Annotated in this window: 13 protein-coding genes and 1 tRNA gene; 8 read left to right on the forward strand and 6 right to left on the reverse strand. The window is 53.3% G+C overall.

Annotated features, from left to right (window positions below; translation table 11 throughout):
- Positions 1 to 1,023: an AraC family transcriptional regulator gene (locus tag K5L82_RS15635; protein WP_223134785.1), complete on the reverse strand. Its 1,023-nt coding sequence runs from the start codon at positions 1,021 to 1,023 to the stop codon at positions 1 to 3.
- 139 nt (positions 1,024 to 1,162) lie between these two features.
- Here K5L82_RS15635 and K5L82_RS15640 point away from each other — a divergent pair, with 139 nt between their 5' ends.
- Together K5L82_RS15640 and K5L82_RS15645 are read left to right on the forward strand one after the other, a co-directional pair.
- A complete protein-coding gene (locus tag K5L82_RS15640; protein ID WP_223134786.1) occupies positions 1,163 to 2,059 on the forward strand; it encodes a fatty acid desaturase family protein in 897 nt (298 codons plus the stop codon).
- Between the two features lie 117 nt (positions 2,060 to 2,176).
- Positions 2,177 to 5,326, forward strand: coding sequence for a PAS domain S-box protein (locus tag K5L82_RS15645; RefSeq protein WP_223134787.1), 3,150 nt, complete (start codon positions 2,177 to 2,179; stop codon positions 5,324 to 5,326).
- A 305-nt stretch (positions 5,327 to 5,631) separates the two neighbouring features.
- Here the strand turns inward: K5L82_RS15645 and K5L82_RS15650 are convergent, their stop codons facing one another.
- Positions 5,632 to 6,075 (reverse strand): hypothetical protein, encoded by a 444-nt coding sequence (locus K5L82_RS15650; RefSeq protein WP_223134788.1) that lies wholly within the window; start codon positions 6,073 to 6,075, stop codon positions 5,632 to 5,634.
- A 156-nt stretch (positions 6,076 to 6,231) separates the two neighbouring features.
- Positions 6,232 to 6,423: a DUF2892 domain-containing protein gene (locus K5L82_RS15655; RefSeq protein ID WP_223134789.1), complete on the reverse strand. Its 192-nt coding sequence runs from the start codon at positions 6,421 to 6,423 to the stop codon at positions 6,232 to 6,234.
- A gap of 136 nt (positions 6,424 to 6,559) precedes the next feature.
- On the opposite strand from K5L82_RS15655, the gene K5L82_RS15660 reads away from it, so the two are divergent.
- The 3 genes from K5L82_RS15660 to K5L82_RS15670 all read left to right on the forward strand — a co-directional run bounded on the left by K5L82_RS15660 (position 6,560) and on the right by K5L82_RS15670 (position 9,692).
- Positions 6,560 to 7,180 carry a Crp/Fnr family transcriptional regulator gene (locus K5L82_RS15660; RefSeq protein WP_316933412.1) on the forward strand — a complete coding sequence of 207 codons (621 nt, stop codon included), beginning with the start codon at positions 6,560 to 6,562 and terminating at the stop codon, positions 7,178 to 7,180.
- Between the two features lie 171 nt (positions 7,181 to 7,351).
- Positions 7,352 to 8,686, forward strand: a complete 1,335-nt coding sequence (locus K5L82_RS15665; protein ID WP_223134791.1) for a hypothetical protein — start codon at positions 7,352 to 7,354, stop codon at positions 8,684 to 8,686.
- A 409-nt stretch (positions 8,687 to 9,095) separates the two neighbouring features.
- A complete protein-coding gene (locus K5L82_RS15670) occupies positions 9,096 to 9,692 on the forward strand; it encodes a response regulator transcription factor (RefSeq protein ID WP_316933416.1) in 597 nt (198 codons plus the stop codon).
- Here the strand turns inward: K5L82_RS15670 and K5L82_RS15675 are convergent.
- Positions 9,689 to 11,404, reverse strand: a complete 1,716-nt coding sequence (locus K5L82_RS15675; protein ID WP_223134793.1) for a hybrid sensor histidine kinase/response regulator — start codon at positions 11,402 to 11,404, stop codon at positions 9,689 to 9,691. The two genes, K5L82_RS15670 and K5L82_RS15675, sit on opposite strands and share 4 nt — an antisense overlap.
- Before the next feature lie 186 nt (positions 11,405 to 11,590).
- Between K5L82_RS15675 and K5L82_RS15680 the strand changes: the two genes are divergently transcribed.
- Entirely contained in the window at positions 11,591 to 13,180 is a 1,590-nt protein-coding gene (locus K5L82_RS15680) for a hyalin (protein WP_223134794.1), read from the forward strand.
- Positions 13,181 to 13,457: 277 nt separating this feature from the next.
- On the opposite strand, the gene K5L82_RS15685 is transcribed toward K5L82_RS15680, so the two are convergent.
- Together K5L82_RS15685 and K5L82_RS15690 are read right to left on the reverse strand one after the other, a co-directional pair.
- Positions 13,458 to 13,534 (reverse strand) — tRNA-Arg (locus K5L82_RS15685).
- Positions 13,535 to 13,625: 91 nt separating this feature from the next.
- On the reverse strand, positions 13,626 to 14,171 hold the full coding sequence (locus K5L82_RS15690) for a YaeQ family protein (RefSeq protein WP_223134795.1): 546 nt from the start codon (positions 14,169 to 14,171) through the stop codon (positions 13,626 to 13,628).
- A 70-nt stretch (positions 14,172 to 14,241) separates the two neighbouring features.
- Between K5L82_RS15690 and K5L82_RS15695 the strand changes: the two genes are divergently transcribed.
- Positions 14,242 to 14,607, forward strand: a complete 366-nt coding sequence (locus K5L82_RS15695; RefSeq protein ID WP_223134961.1) for a CidA/LrgA family protein — start codon at positions 14,242 to 14,244, stop codon at positions 14,605 to 14,607.
- Positions 14,600 to 15,322 carry an LrgB family protein gene (locus K5L82_RS15700; protein ID WP_223134796.1) on the forward strand — a complete coding sequence of 241 codons (723 nt, stop codon included), beginning with the start codon at positions 14,600 to 14,602 and terminating at the stop codon, positions 15,320 to 15,322. The genes K5L82_RS15695 and K5L82_RS15700 overlap by 8 nt, the downstream gene beginning before the upstream one ends.
- The last annotated feature ends 37 nt before the right edge of the window (positions 15,323 to 15,359 follow it).

A 15,359-nucleotide genomic window follows, 5' to 3' on the forward strand; every position in this document is an offset into this window, starting at 1 on the left:
TCAAGAACTATGTTGGTTCTGCCTGCGATACTCACCCGGTGACACGCCCATCCATCTTCGGAATGCGCGAGTAAAGCTGGCCGTATCGGTGTAGCCCAAGTGGATGGCCAGCTCATCCAGCTTCATTTCGCTGCCGCTGAGTATTTGAGTGGCAGTTTGGCGCCGTTCTTCTTCAACGATTGCCCGAAAACTGCTGCCTTCCTGTTCCAGTTTTCGGCGCAGGCTACGGGGTGACATAGCGAGTTTACTGGCGACTTCGTCGAGCGTGGAGACCAGTCCTAACGAACCCAGTACTTGTTGCCGCACCAGTCCTGTCAGGCCGCTGGTTTGCCTTTGTTCAAGCTGGATTCGACACTGATCGTCCAGCATGCGAACGAGTCTTGGGCTAAACGTGGGCAGAGGTTGGTCAGCTGCTTCCGCGGAAACTAACATGGCGTTTCGGCTACTTTGGAATCGGGGTGCTACGCCCATGGTGTCCGTGAACAGTTCTGCATAGTCGGGCGGTGAGCCCTGCAATTCGGCGGCACAGATGCTTAGCCCAGATAGGCTAAGTTCTTTCAGTAGATTGATTCCGGTGGCCAGATCTCGTTCAAGCAGGAACTGGCTTAAATGAGAGGGGATAGGTTCCGGGTCCAGGCCTATTCCGAAACAACCATCCTCTTCAAACGTGTACATACGGCAGTAGGCGGTGCTTAAGGGTAGGTAACGAAGTGCAGTGTTGGCGGCATCCCGCAAAGTTCGGCTGGTTCGCAGGGCGAACCCCCACACTCCGAACGTTGACACGTTGTACTGCAGTCCCAGCTTGAACCCTAGGGCGGGCTCCTCCGGGATTGCCTGAATCAGGTTCTCGATCAGCCGAATTTCCTGTGCCCGAGTAATCAGCGCTTCCCCGTCCTGTAAATCCTCGCGAGTGATGGTCGTTCCGTTCAGGCAAATGTTCTCCGCGATACCGTGACTGGCAGCAAAGTTAATCATGACCTGGCTGATGGCAATTGGGTGAAGCGTGGGTTCTTGTTTTCGCATGGGCAAAGTGTATCGGTTTAGGTGCCTGCATGGTACTTGGCCTAAAGAGTCCCGTGATTGGCCATAGATGCCCTTGGGCAAAGTGTCGCGGGTGACTAGATTGATGGGGTGTTCGAATCCTTCCCATGAGACCAGAGCTATGTCGCAAGAAAATAAGAGTCCAAACCGCGAAGCGGTAAAATTTGCCAAACTTTATATGGGCGAGATGGCGTGGCCAACGGTGGTGCTGGTTGTTTTGGTGCTAGCGGGCTACGTGACCGGGTTGTGGTTGTTTGCGATTGGCTGGCTGAGCCCGGTGCCGGCAGTGTTGGTGTTGGCGGCGTTAACGTACATGTCGTATACCCCGGTGCACGAGGCCGTGCATGGCAATATTCACGGTGAACACGAGAACTTGCGTTGGCTAAACGACGCTTGCGGCTATCTGATGGCCCCCTTGATTGCTATTCCCTACGCTTCCCATCGCCTGGAGCACATGACTCACCACCGGTACACCAATCAGCCCGACAAAGATCCGGATTATATGATCAGCGGAATGGGCAAGGGGCTGAGGGGGGCTGTGGTCACTGTTTTCCGCTTTCTCTGGCTGCAAAACACGTTCTTTTTTCGCACACACTGGCGTAAAGCGACCCTCAAAGAACGTTTGGTCTATGGCACCGAAATTGCTATTTCACTGGGCTGGCGAGTGGTTTTTGTCATGCTGACGGATGCGGCTTATGCCGGTTGGGTGCTGTTCGTGAGTTATTTTATGGGCGGCTTTTTCACTGCCTACTGGTTTGCCTATCGGCCGCACATTCCCTATCAGGACCCGGCCCGTTACCGCAATACCAACAGCTTGATCATGCCGGTCTGGATGAAACCGTTGGGCTGGTTTTGGCTAGGACAAAATTTGCACTCCATTCACCATCTCTTCCCGCGTGTGCCATTTTATCGGTATCAAGCTCTGCACGATGACATCGAGCCGGTCTTAAGGGAGCAGGGCACGCCAATCGTGGGGATATTCAGCCGCAAGCCGGTGCCCGAGCGGCCCGCTAGGTAGGCGGTCCCAACTCACCCCGGAAGAGAGAAAGTGATGGAAATAAATGCGGTAACTGGCTAGATTCGGAAGGTTAGTCGGGATTTATAATAAGAGCCAAGAAACCATTTGAGAGGATCAATGGCCGCCAATCGCTTCCGCACCGCCAAACTTACTGACGACGAGCCCCTGCGTCTACGTGAACTGAACAAGCTTAGGGTGCTCGACTCCCCTCCGGAACGTCATTTTGATGACCTGGTCGAGCTGGCCGCTCAGATCTGTGAAAAACCGATCGCGCTGGTGTCGTTGGTCGATCGGGACCGGCAGTGGTTCAAGGCGGCCAAAGGAGTTTCGTTCCAGCAAACAGGGCGTGACGAATCATTCTGTGCTCACGCTATTCAGGGCTCCGGTATCCTGGAAGTGTTGGACACGAAGGCTGATGAGCGTTTCGCAGAGAACCCGTTGGTCATTGGTGAACCGCATATTCGGTACTATGCCGGTGCTCCGCTGGTCGGTCGCGCGGGTTTTGCCTACGGCACTTTGTGTGTGCTCGATACTTCGCCGAATCGCCCTCTTACGGAAGCACAGCGGGCTGGCTTGGAGCGGCTGGCGTTACTAACCGTTGACCGCCTTGAGGATTGGAGCTATCAGCAACAAGCGGATGTTAGCTCGAGAATCTTGTCGACTCTCCTCGATTCGATGCCAGACGCCGTGGTTTCCTGTGACAGTGACGGCAATCTCAGAGAGTTTAATCTGGCCGCAAGGCAGTGGCACGGTGTTGATCCAAGATTACTGGCGCCAGAACATTGGGCGAAGCATTTTGATCTGTATGAACCCGATGGCAGTGCTTTGCTGGCCACGGAAAAGGTACCGCTTCTGCGCGCCTGGCGGGGAGAGCTGGTTCGTAATGCGGAGCTGATGATCCGAGCGAAGGGTCAACCACCAAGAGTGGTTCTTTGCAATGGTCAGCGCCTCGTGGATGCGTTCGACCGGCCAATCGGTGCGGTTGTGACCATGAGCGATATCACTGAACTCAGGGCCGCCTCCAGTGATCTGCAACAGACGCGCGCCTATCTAGAGTCCGTTATCGACGCGTCTGTGAGCGTTGCCATTATTGCTACCGATACCCGTGGTTATATCTCACTTTTTAACTCAGGAGCAGAGAGGCTGCTGGGATATAGCTCCGAAGAAGTGGTAGGAGCCCAGACGCCTGCGCTATTTCATCTGGAATCCGAAGTAGCGGCACGGAGCGCAGAGCTTTCCAAAAAGTTCGGAAGGCAGGTCGAAGGTTTCGATGTGTTTGTCGCGTCGGCACGTGAAGGCATTCCGGAAACCTCAACATGGACGTATGTCCGCAAAGATGGCGAGCATCGTACTGTGCAGTTGTCGGTGAGCGCTCTTAAAGATGATGAGAATGCAACGACTGGCTATCTGGGCATGGCGGTTGATGTGACCGACCAGAGGCGGGCGGAACAAGAAGCGCAGCTTGCCAACGAGCGGTTTGGTGAAGCATTCAAATCTGCGGCCCAGGGCATGGCTCTGGTGTCACTGGAGGGGCGCTGGATGGATGTGAATGAAGCCATAACCAAGCTGTTTGGTTATTCGCGCGAGGCGTTGCTGGGGACCGACTTTCAGACTCTGACACACCCGGAAGATCTGGTCTCAGATCTGGCGTTGCTGAACGATTTGCTGGCTGGTCGAATTGATCAATATCAGATGAAAAAACGCTACTACCGTCGCGACGGTTCGGTCATGCACGCCTTGCTATCAGTAGGCTTGGTTCGCGATGAGAATCGACGGCCGCTGCATTTCGTGTCGCAGGTTCAGGACATCTCTGTCGAACACCAGGCCCTGCAGGAATTGGAGGAAAACGGTGCTTTTCTGCTGCAGCTATTCGATTCTCTGGCCGATGCGGTACTGGTGATCGACAGGGACACCCAGATTGTGGGCCACAATCTGGCGGCCGTGACGCTTTTCGAGCTACCGACTGATGCCACCGGCTCGCTTTTGAGTGCTCGTTTGCCAGAGTTAACCGAGCGACTGGACGGATCAAGCGGTCAGGGCTCTGCAGGATTGCTTGCGCGCTGGAATACGACGCTGACAATCGTGGGCAAGCAGCCCCTGCCCTTGGAGCTCAGTCTAACGCAGGTGCTGAGTCCCAGCGAGCAGAATCCAAGGTGGGTGCTAGTCGCCCGGGATTTGTCCGAAAGCCAGCGAAACGAATTGCTTAAAAATCAGTTCGTTTCGACAGTTAGCCATGAATTACGCACACCGCTGACGTCCATTTCCGGGTCATTGGGCCTGATTGCCGGAGGGGCGCTGGGGGAAATTCCGGAGCGGATAGGTGGCATGCTGCGCATTGCTCAACAGAATACGCAGCGATTAATCCAGTTGGTTAACGATCTGTTGGATCTGAATAAACTGTCGGCCAACGAAATGAACCTCGAAATACAACGCATTGAGGTTGCGGCGATTCTGGAGCAGGCCATAGACCAGATGAAAGGTTACGCCATACCTTACGGCGTGGAGCTTAGAATCACCGGTGATACTTCGGGGCACGTCAACGCCGACCCGGACCGGCTCTTGCAGGTTTTGTTCAACCTTGTGTCTAATGCCTGCAAGTTTTCACCGCGCGGTGCAATGGTGGACATCCATTGTGAACCCAATGCAGAGGATGGCGCCTTGATTAGTGTTGTGGATAGCGGCCCAGGTATACCGAAAGCGTTTCGGAGTCGCATATTCGAGCGCTTTGCGCAGGCGGATTCTTCAGAAAATAGAGTCAAAGGTGGTACCGGTCTGGGCCTTGCGGTCACCAGAGAGTTGGTTGAGCGAATGGGTGGCGTGATTGGGTTCGAATCGCAGGAAGGTGACGGGGCGCGCTTCTGGTTCCGGTTTCCGCGTGCAGAGGTACGCCTACCAATGGAGTCTGTTGTTGCCCGAGTGCTGCACGTGGAAGATGACGACGACCTGGCAGCGGTGGTCAGGGGTCAACTGGCTACAGTCGCACGGGTCGATCGCGCGGAAACGTTACGGGAAGCACACGAACGGCTTCGGCAGGTTTCTTATGATTTGATTCTTCTGGATTTGAAGCTGGAGGATGGCGATGGGCTATCGCTCTGGGAAACATTGCATCGATCTCAGCCTGACGTGCCGGTTGTCATCTTGTCAGGGTACGAAGTGCCAAGGGCAATCGCAACGAAGGTTGCCGCTGTAGTACAGAAAGCATCGGTCACGCCGGATGAGCTTGAGACTCGAGTGGTTGCTTTGCTCAAGAATAGAAGTGAAACCTAACCGTATTTGAACTTGGGTCGAAGACTCTCCTGACGGTTCATATAAAAAGCGATACCCCAAGCTTCCTGGTTGGACAAAGAGTTGGGCTGCCCCAATGGCATGAAAAAGGCGTGAGAAATGTAAATGGCTGGCAGAACGACGGCCTGCCATGCTCCATTACGCCCAACCCCGAGAAGATCTATCGTCCGTAATCCGGATCATCTCCTTACCGACTCTGAAGTCGCGTCAGCAGGGAGCCTTTGAAGTCTGTTATGGGTCCTTGAGCAGGGCCATCCCTGCGCCTGCCGGATCGGGCGACCATGTATTTAGAACGTGAACGTCCTGATTTTCGGGTTCAGCATTTGGCCAGACATTTCAGGCGGCATGGCAACGCCGACGCCGTCGATCAGGTCATCTTTGCCATACGGGCTGTTGGGCAGGTAGAGCGCACAAACCTTTGCTTGGCCGCCTTGCTTGAGAAGACTTCGTAGCATTTGCCCCGGGGTCACATTCTTTGGCTTGAGCGCCGGCGCTTCGTATGACTTCAGCGCCAGATCCCCGGCTTGGTCGCAAAGCAGTACGTTTACCTTGGCCCCTTGTTGGGCCATGGTGTTTGAAAGAACCATGGCCATGCCTTGGGTTTGCAGGGAATCGCTGGACAGAATTACCAGCACTTCTTCAACGCTGCCGTTATGGCTGTCGGCTTGGACACCGAAAGGTACGGCGGCAATCAGCGTAGCCGCGGCCAAGGCTTTAATGGATTTGAACATGGGGAAGCTCCTCAAGGAAATTTTTAAATACCGACTGCCTTTAGCTGTTGGCCTCCAAATTGGCCACCGCTTTAGATTGCAGGGTTAGGCGGTTGTAGGCTTGCTTTCACCCTGTAACGGTACTTTGGTCGTTTTACACCTTTCTCTAGACTCGTTTTATGATCGTTTTTTGCAGGTCTTTATGCCGAGCAGTGAGTAAGCAGGACAATTGCCGGCCGCAGCGGTTACTAGCGGGATAATCCCAATCCAGCCCCAGGGTGTCTGCGGGCCAAAGAAAACGAGCGACAGAAGTAAAACGCCGACAAGAGCTCGAATGACACGGTCTGCTGATCCCATATTGATACTCATTGTGTGCACTCCAGTGTGGTTGAAAGATGATATAAAAAGTGTAGCGCCGACTACTAAGCTCAGTCAGTGATAAAGTCACACAAGCTCTAGCCAGCTTTGATAACCGAGGTGCGGTTTTTTCATGGGAGTCCCGAGGGTGCGCCATAGCATTTTTGATACGTTGCCCGAGAGCTTGCGCAGCGAGATATTGGGTGTTTTTCAGACCATGCATTTTGAGCATGGAAAAATTTTGTTCCGTGCGGGAGAGCCCTGTTCTGGTCTTCCCCTTGTGTTGAGCGGAGTCGTAAAGGTTCAAATGACCGGGTTGTCCGGCAATAATATAGTGCTTTATCGAATGGGTGCAGATGAAATCTGTACCTTGTCTATTGGGTGTCTGATGACGGGCGAGGGTTTCAGGGCAGAGGCCGTCGTTGAGGAAGACACGGAAGTGTTCATGATGCCGAGAGATGTTTTCGACCGCCTGATGGATCAGTCAGTGGGCTTTCGGCGCGGCATTATGGATTCCTACGGTCGTCGCCTGAATGATTTGATGCTTTTGGTTGAGGAAGTCGCATTCCGACGTATGGACGAACGTCTTTTTTGCTGGCTTGAAGCCCGGGCTGGGCAGGGATTTCTCATGATTACCCATCAAGAGCTTGCCACAGAGCTGGGTACTGCCAGAGAGGTGATCAGTCGCCTGCTGAAGGAATTGGAACGCAAAGGCAAGCTGAGACTCGCCCGCCGGAGGATTGAATTCACCCGTCAGTTTTTTGATTGACATGCACTTACCCTGATCTGCATAGCAAACGAGCCTCCGTAGGCTATGAGTATCCACTGCACCGGGATAAGTCCAGCTGCACTTTGCGCTTGTACATGAAATGCTCAAGTTAATGGTTCATCAGCCGATACGTGATTTGGTACCTAATGAGCTTTGAGGTAAGCAGCTGCCATGATCGTATCCAGCCAAATATCCTTTCTTCAGGGGAGCTCACGCCAAGAGACGGCTTTTAGCAAAAGCCAACTGCGGATTAACCAGCAGCCCCTTTCCAGCGGCCTTCCAGATGCGCAGAGTGGCGGTAGGCAGCTCAACCTTGTGCGTGATGTCAGTTATCGCTACAGCAGTCAGGAGCGCCTTGGGTTTGCGAGCTCCGGTACAGTTAGTGGTGGCGATAGCAATAAGGTGTATTCCAGTGCGGAGCTGGTAGAGAAAACCACAGACTTATACCTCCGTGGTCAACAGGCTCTCAGTGTAGGTCGTGCCGCCTTGAGCGGCGATGCCACTACCCAAACGAGTGGCAGTATGTCCATTGAAGCGAATCGCTACATGTTCTATTCGCAAAGTGAGACCCGGTCGTTTACCTCTACTGGAAGCATCTCACTTGAGAATGGTGAAACCATTGATTTCACCCTGTCGCTTCGCCAGTCGCAATCGCAAACCTACGAATATTCCGAAAACCTGCGGATTGAAGAGCGTCCGATGACGGATCCATTGGTGATTAACTTTGGCAGTGCCACTGCACAGTTGACCGACACACTTTTCGAATTCGATATGGAAGGAAACGGAGAAACTGCGCAGTTCGCCAGCCTCGGAAGTGGCAGTGGTTATCTTGTGTTTGATCGAAATGGCAACGGCGAAGTGGACGACGGCACGGAGCTGTTTGGGCCACAAAGTGGATCGGGCTTCAGTGAACTTGCAAGGTTTGATGACGACGGCAACCAGTGGATTGATGCCAACGACGACATGTTCTCTTCACTGTCTGTGTGGGTGCAAGCGGCTGATGGCTCTGAAACGCTAAAGTCGCTAGCGGAAGTGGGCGTGCAAGCATTGTATGTAGGTAGCGCAGAAGACAGCTTTACCCTGACGAATCGGCAAGGCATTCCCTTGGGGCAGATACAGGCCTCTGGTATCTACCTGACGACAGAGGGCGAAGTTCGCACGCTCGAAGAAATTACCCTGGCCGAGCAGAATACGGAAGAGATTCCTTTGGCCGTTCAGCGCATCGGTAGCAACGGTGCCGTCGTACCAGAGGGTGGTGAAGGAGAGGGCGAAATTGGTGGGCTCTTAGGTGCTCGTATCGAAGCCATTCGCGGTGCGCTGAAAAAGCTTAACGAGATTCGAGAAAAGCAAAAAGCCTTTATCGAAGAAACCAAAAACGCAGGGGAACAGGACTCACCCCTCGACGGCTACATGCTTATTATCGACCGGTTAAGGCTAGAGCTATTAAACAGCCAAGACGAGAAAAAACAGGCCGCCAGTCGATATCTGGAGTTTGCTAAGGGCTGACTTTCAAATGCTAACCTATTCCCATTCAGCAAAAAGATTCTGCGATTCCGCGTAAGGCCTTGAGATCTATGGCCTGCCCAAGCAGAGTGCCAGAACAAGAAGCGCAAGACGCGCCCCGAGATCTTTCTGGAGCGGTTGGACAATCTGATTCCGTGGAAGCCGCCGGAGAAGAAGGTAGTCCGTTATTTACCCCAAGGGTCAGGACGAACGGCCTCCGTATCCCTTGTCCGTCATGCTGCGTGAAGGCAGAATTGTTGATGCCATCATAATCTCAGCACCAAGCTCCACGAAGAGCAATAGCCGGAGGTTAGCATCTAAATTTTCGATTTATTGCCGGCTTATGCCGATGTCGGTGAATCTTAGCTGTTAGTCAAACATTTCCAAGGTAGTATGTTTGAAAATTTTAATTGTGGATGACCACCAACTTTTCGCTGATGCTTTAACTCTCACAATAAAGAACAGCTATGCTGATGCGATTATTGACACCTGTCACCAGCCCGGGTGGTTACTGAACAAACGGCCTTTATTGCGAGGATATGATCTGGTGATCCTTGACCAGGCCATGCCGCACTTGGATGGCCTGAGCCTGTGGCACCTGATTGGGGGGGGGATGGCCGATGCACGCGTGCTGGTGTGTTCAGGCTCTGCCACGGAGGTTACGGTTCGTCGTGCGCTGCAACTGAAGGTCAACGGCTTTGTAGACAAAAGTGAACCTGTGGACAGGATCCTGTTTGCCATCCGTGAGGTAATGGCTGGCAGAAGCTATTTCTCAGAGTCCTTTCTTCTGATGTCTGGCTCCACTCCAGAAGAAGCGCTTACCCTGACTCGTCAGCAGCTGGCGATTCTGGTGATGATGCAGGAAGGTCACAGCAACAAGGAAATTGCACGCCAGTTGTTTGTGAGTCTTAACACGGTAAAGACCCATTTGCGGCTTCTGTACGAAAAGCTGGAGGTCGTTAACCGTACTGCCTGTATAGCAAAAGCCCGCAATCTGGGGCTGCTTTAGGCGGCTCCCCGCAGCGACAGCATTTCCGCCAATTTTGCCGTCAGTGCGTCGGCAGTTACAGGTTTGAACAGCACATCAATATCATCCGGTAGTGTCTGGATAAATTCAGGGCTGGTATTGCCTGTAATGATCAGCGTTGGCACTGGCTGGCGAAACAGGGCAGTGATCGCTTCGATCACAGAGCCTGCATTGGTGGTCGGACCTATCTGGTCATCGGTAATCACTACCGAAGGCGGGTGGCCTCTCTCGTTCAGTGCCTGAAGAGCCGATTCCAATGAGTGGTGGGCTGAGACTGTGGCCCCCCGACTTTCCAGTAACCCGCCAAGTGCTTCGGTGATGTCTTTATCATCATCAATCAGTAGCACTGTGACTGTTTCGAACAGTGGCAGGTGCTGGACCAGATTGTCGGCAGGCTGAGGCTGATGGGTTGCGGCAGCAGCCAGTGATAGGGTGAATGTGGTTCCTGCCCCCTTGCGTGACTGCATGTTTACAGGGATATCACACAGGACCGAAAGTTTACTGACGATGGCCAGTCCCAGCCCCAAGCCGTTCTGGAGGGAGCTGTGATCATCGTCGATCTGCATGAACTCCTCGAATACCATGGACTGATAGGCTTCGTCGATACCGATACCTGTGTCGCTGATATTTAGCAGCAGCTGATTCCCTTCCTGTCGTGCACTGAGGCGAATCTGCCCTCGGGGTGTGTATTTGAGGGCGTTGCTGAGCAGGTTACGGACGATACGGGTGAACATGACCGCATCTGTAAAAATGTGCTGGTCATCCAGGTTATTCATTTCCAAGGTCAGGCCTTTGGCCCGGGCCTGAGGGGTGATTTCGTCGATGACGGGTTGCAGTGTTTCGGCAAGGTTAATGATCCGTTTACGGGGTTTCAGCCGCTGGGACTGAAGCCGTGAGAGCATTAACAAATGTCCAAGCAGTTCATTGCACGAGGCAATGGCACTATCCAGTTTGCGAACAATATCCGGCTGGGGTTCCGGGTTGTTCTTGAGCATGGCGGAATACAGGGTGGCGGCCTGCAAAGGCTGGCGCAGATCGTGGCTGGCGGCAGCGAGAAAACGGGTTTTACTGTCACTGGCTTGGTGGGCGAGTTCGCTGGCCTTCTCCGCTTCAATTCGCAAGGCAATGGTGCTGATCTGGGATTTATGAACGTAAAGACTGAACAGCACCATGGAAAGCAGGTTGGCAAGGGGTATAACCTTGATAATAAAAGGTGATTCCGGAACAAAAAGTAGGATGAAAGCCAGCCAGGCCAGAAAAACCGGAGTGATAAAGCTGATAAAAATATCCGGGTAAACACCCATGGAAACAGAAGGCACAGAAGTGGCCACGGATAGGAGCACCAGGCAGGTCAGCAGGATGACAGGGGTAGTGCCCTGAAGGAAAAGATAAGGAAATGCAGACCAAAGGATGGCCCAGATCAGGGCCAGGTAAAGATTGATCCGGTGCCATTTTCCGGTTTTCTGTGATTCCTGTTCCCTGTTGCCATTGTAAAAACGGGTAATTGCAAAGGACTGTATCCCAACGCAAAAGAGCAGCGCATACCAACCAAAAAAAGAGGGCTCCTTGAGCATATCCATAAAGAAAAGGGGAAGTGCCGCGGCGATGCAGAATGACAGGATCATGCGAGACCCAACCTCATTCATGAATAGGTTGTGGCGCTCCTGAAGAATGCGTTCGCGATTATCTGTCATCTCATGTCGGAAGGACTTTGGCATGTTTGGCGCACAAACAAAATAAAGGTGCTCAGTCTAGCCCGATTCTATTCTCCTGTAAGTGTTTTCTGAAGGAATTCACCCATCAGGGTGAAGAAAAAAAATTCGCCCCGGTGCTCTAATGAATCCTTCTTTGGGACAATCAGGACTGTCGGGGTAAACGTGATGAACAAGAAACAACTTTCCAAACTGGGAGCCGCCATTGCGGTAGCAACCATGATGACTGCATGTGGCGGAGGCTCCTCGGGTTCAGGTGGGGGAGGTTCTTCCGAGTCAAACACCGGAGAGACTGGCACCACAGTGACAGAAACCGGAAATGGTTTTGTAGTGTTTCCTGCTGCTGAGGCGAGTAGTGCTGTGGCCATTGCCAAAGTCAGCACTCGGGCCAACGTCAGCCCTAAGGCCGCACTGCCTGCTGAGTACCTGTATAAAACTGATGGTACTGCCGCCGGTACCGTCAAGATTGTTGATGACAATAACAACGGTTTTGAAGTGGGTCGTTATCGCAGTGGTTACATGGCGGAGCTGGACGGCACGTTCTACTTTGCAGGCAAGGACAGCAATGGTGATGTAGAGCTGTGGGCCACCGACGGCACCGGCGCGGGCACCGAGCGTGTGGCGGATATCTATGCCAACGGCAGTGCCCAGCCGTACGATATGGTGCCGGCGGCAGGGAAGTTGTTTATGAATGCAGTGGTGGATGACGCCAGTGGTGTGGGCCGCGAGCTGGTAGTTTTCGATCCTGCTTCCGATGCTCACCAAGTACTGACGACGATTGTTGGTAATGACGATCTTGAATCTCTGACCGCGGTGGATGGCGGCTTGTTCTTCTTTGATGAATCGGCCAGCAATAACGATGTCTACTTCACCGATGGTACAGTGGCTGGGACCGTGAAAGTCGCTACCGAGGCTGGCGCCGCCCCCGCTGGCAGCCCGCTGTCGACATACCCGCATGATATTTATGACAGTGATTGGCTGGGTTACAACGGCAAGTTACTGTTTACCGGGTATAAAGACTCATCAGATTATAAAAAGCGCCTCTACGAGCTGGATCAAGATGGCAACATCAAGGAAATTGCCTTTAATGATGGTGGCAGCACGGTGCAGCTTGAGATCACTGAGAATGTGGTGACTAGCAACGATAAGGTCTATTTCGTTGCGGATAAGGGAACCAGCACCTCAGACCTGAATATCTTCGAGTATGACGGCAGCACGGTGACCAACCTGAGCGCCAGCGAAGCCAACAAGCCTTATGAAGATCGGCTGGTAGGCACGTCACTGGGTGTGTTTATGTACGTGGAGCAATCCGGTGTAACCCCGTATCTTTTGCGCGTGAACAATGCCAATAGCCCTGCAGGCATTGCTGCGGCGTTGCGTAGCACGGGAGATTATTCCTTCTCTGATGTGGAGTACATGGTGGAGGCTAACGGTACCGTGTTCTTTGCGGCTGATACCGAGGGCACCGGTGGCGCTGATTTCGGTACCGAACTGTGGAAGACTGATGGCACCTCCCAGGGAACGGAGCTGGTCAAGGATATCAATGACACCGGGGTGGACGAAGGTTCGGAGCCTTTCCCGCTGACGTTCATGTATCAGGTGGCTCCGGCCGTGAATGGCGACCTGGGTAGCAAATACCTGTTTGTTGCGAATAATGGCAGTGACGGTTATGAGCCTTGGGTATCCGATGGCTCGGAAGATGGCACGGTTATCCTGAAGGATATCAGCGCCGGATCGGGGAGCAGCGTTGGCGACTGATTCCCCATGTGAAAAAGGTAGAAGTGCGCATGTAGAGACTTTGTAGAGACCTGTTTCTACAGTGGGCAGAAAAATACCCCGGACAGTATCCGGGGTATTTTTTTATATGGATTCGGAGTACTGAGTCTTGTGTCGGAAACTATCAGTATAGGGGGCTTTGAGTGCCTTAATGGCTGTGCTACGCGTGTTAAAACTTTCGCAGTAAGAAAAAGTAATTTAAATCTTGGACACCATAAAACAAAAGGCCCTACGCTTTCACGTAAGGCCTTGAAATCTATGGCGCGCCCGAGAGGATTCGAACCTCTGACCTCCGCCTCCGGAGGGCGGCGCTCTATCCAGCTGAGCTACGGGCGCATTCGAAACCGGTGAGTGCTCATCAATTTCGAGTGCGCAATCTTACGTGCGCACGGGGTTTCTGTCTAGCCCTTGAGCACAAGTCGCGTCGTCATTGTTGTGGTAAACGTTGCTCCGGTGTGATGCTCACCAGAGCTTTGTCGTTGCTGAACGTCACCTCGCCATCCTGAATAGAAACCTGAAGTGTCATCGACCGCTCTGCCAAAGCGGCCAACTCAATCAGAGGGTCGGCTGGCAGGTCGACAATTGTCAGGTTGCCAAATCTCTTTAGCTTGTTATGGTGTTTTTCCCACCACACGGGCACCGCTCGACTGCCGTAGGTGTAAAGTATGACTTGTTGCGCGCGGTTGCAGGCTTTGCGGATGCGGTCTTCGTCGGGCAAGCCCAGCTCTATCCAGAGTTCGATTTCGTCCGACAGGGACTTTTGCCAAAGCTCCGGCTCGTCGTCACTGCTGAGCCCTTTGGTAAACTCCAGTGTGTCGTTGGCATTCAGGGCGAAGGCTAATAGCCGGATCATCATGCGCTCGTCGGTTTCTGACGGGTGGCGCGCGACGGTCAGGTGGTGATCGTTGTAGTAATGCCTGTCCATATCCGCAATATGGAGTGTGGCTTTGAAGATAGTGGCTTTTAGTGCCATTGAGAATCCTGTCTGTTAAGTCGGGCAGGGCGTAGTGTAAAGCAAATTAGATGAGGCAGTGCATAGCAGTATGGTGATGTTGCGCGGTTTTCTGGTTTTGGTGGTGTTCTTTTTATTGGGTGAGGCGTTGCGATTGATCGCTGGGCTGCCGGTTAGTGGTGGTGTGCTCGGAATGATCATGGTGACGTTCACATTGATGCTCCGCGGAAAAGTCAGTGACGAACTCGCTGAAGCCAGCCGAGGGTTGATCTCGGTTTTGGTACTTCTCATTACACCGGGGGTCGTAGGCGCCTTTTTTATCGTGGACCAGTTCAGCGGGTACTGGACAACCGTTTTGGTCGCGCTGATCCTGGGTACCTTGCTCAGTGTCTTTACGACGTTGCTGTTGATGAAGACAGTTGCTGGCGTGGTGGAAAAAGGAGGTGAGCATGACTGAACCATCACTAACCAAGGATGCATTGGCGGCGTTGACAATTGGGCCTATGTTGTCCGTTGCGTTAACCCTTGGTGCGTTTATCGCTGCGCAATGGTTGTTTGCCCGTTTCCGAAAACCCCTATGGATGCCGCCGGTATTGATTGCGGCGGTTTTATTGGCCGTGGTGGTGGCCGTCTCCGGGCTGGGATTTGAGCGATATTACACGGGGGCTGCCTGGCTGACCGTCCTGCTGGGGCCAACCACCGTGGCTTTGGGCGTGCCTCTGTACCAGCAGATGCACCACATTCGCGCGCTCTGGAAGCCTATCGTGATGACCTTACCTGTTGCGGCCACGCTGGCGGCGGTGTATGCGCTCGGTATTGCCTGGCTGATGGGCGCAACGCCATTGGTACTGGCCTCCCTGGCGCCTAAATCCGTGACCGCACCGATCGCCATGGGGATCGCGGAACAGGTCGGCGGCTCCATTTCACTCACGCTGGGCGCATTGCTGATTACCGGTGTGCTGGCGTCGTTGTTCGTTGACTGGATGGCGAAGTGGTTGAACATCAAAGATGACCGGATTATCGGTTTTGCGCTGGGCTTGAATGGCCACGCAATTGGCACTGCCAGGGCCTTTGAAATCAGTCCCATGGCCGGTGCGTTCGCGTCTTTGGGGATGGGGTTGACTGGGGTGTTCACGGCGCTATTTTTACCGTTAATGTGGAGTTTGAGTTAGCGCATAGACTTTCGGCTGGCCGCTCCTTGGTTCATTG

The sequence above is a fragment of the Marinobacter sp. AL4B genome (genome assembly GCF_019916045.1).
Lineage (GTDB): Bacteria > Pseudomonadota > Gammaproteobacteria > Pseudomonadales > Oleiphilaceae > Marinobacter.

What these genes read in the sequence shown, in the direction of transcription:
- K5L82_RS15635 (WP_223134785.1), bottom strand. Translation starts at nt 1,023, where the DNA reads ATGCGAAAACAAGAACCCACGCTTCACCCAATTGCCATCAGCCAGGTC.
- K5L82_RS15640 (WP_223134786.1), top strand. Translation starts at nt 1,163, where the DNA reads ATGTCGCAAGAAAATAAGAGTCCAAACCGCGAAGCGGTAAAATTTGCC.
- K5L82_RS15645 (WP_223134787.1), top strand. Translation starts at nt 2,177, where the DNA reads ATGGCCGCCAATCGCTTCCGCACCGCCAAACTTACTGACGACGAGCCC.
- K5L82_RS15650 (WP_223134788.1), bottom strand. Translation starts at nt 6,075, where the DNA reads ATGTTCAAATCCATTAAAGCCTTGGCCGCGGCTACGCTGATTGCCGCC.
- K5L82_RS15655 (WP_223134789.1), bottom strand. Translation starts at nt 6,423, where the DNA reads ATGAGTATCAATATGGGATCAGCAGACCGTGTCATTCGAGCTCTTGTC.
- K5L82_RS15665 (WP_223134791.1), top strand. Translation starts at nt 7,352, where the DNA reads ATGATCGTATCCAGCCAAATATCCTTTCTTCAGGGGAGCTCACGCCAA.
- K5L82_RS15675 (WP_223134793.1), bottom strand. Translation starts at nt 11,404, where the DNA reads ATGACAGATAATCGCGAACGCATTCTTCAGGAGCGCCACAACCTATTC.
- K5L82_RS15680 (WP_223134794.1), top strand. Translation starts at nt 11,591, where the DNA reads ATGAACAAGAAACAACTTTCCAAACTGGGAGCCGCCATTGCGGTAGCA.
- K5L82_RS15690 (WP_223134795.1), bottom strand. Translation starts at nt 14,171, where the DNA reads ATGGCACTAAAAGCCACTATCTTCAAAGCCACACTCCATATTGCGGAT.
- K5L82_RS15695 (WP_223134961.1), top strand. Translation starts at nt 14,242, where the DNA reads ATGGTGATGTTGCGCGGTTTTCTGGTTTTGGTGGTGTTCTTTTTATTG.
- K5L82_RS15700 (WP_223134796.1), top strand. Translation starts at nt 14,600, where the DNA reads ATGACTGAACCATCACTAACCAAGGATGCATTGGCGGCGTTGACAATT.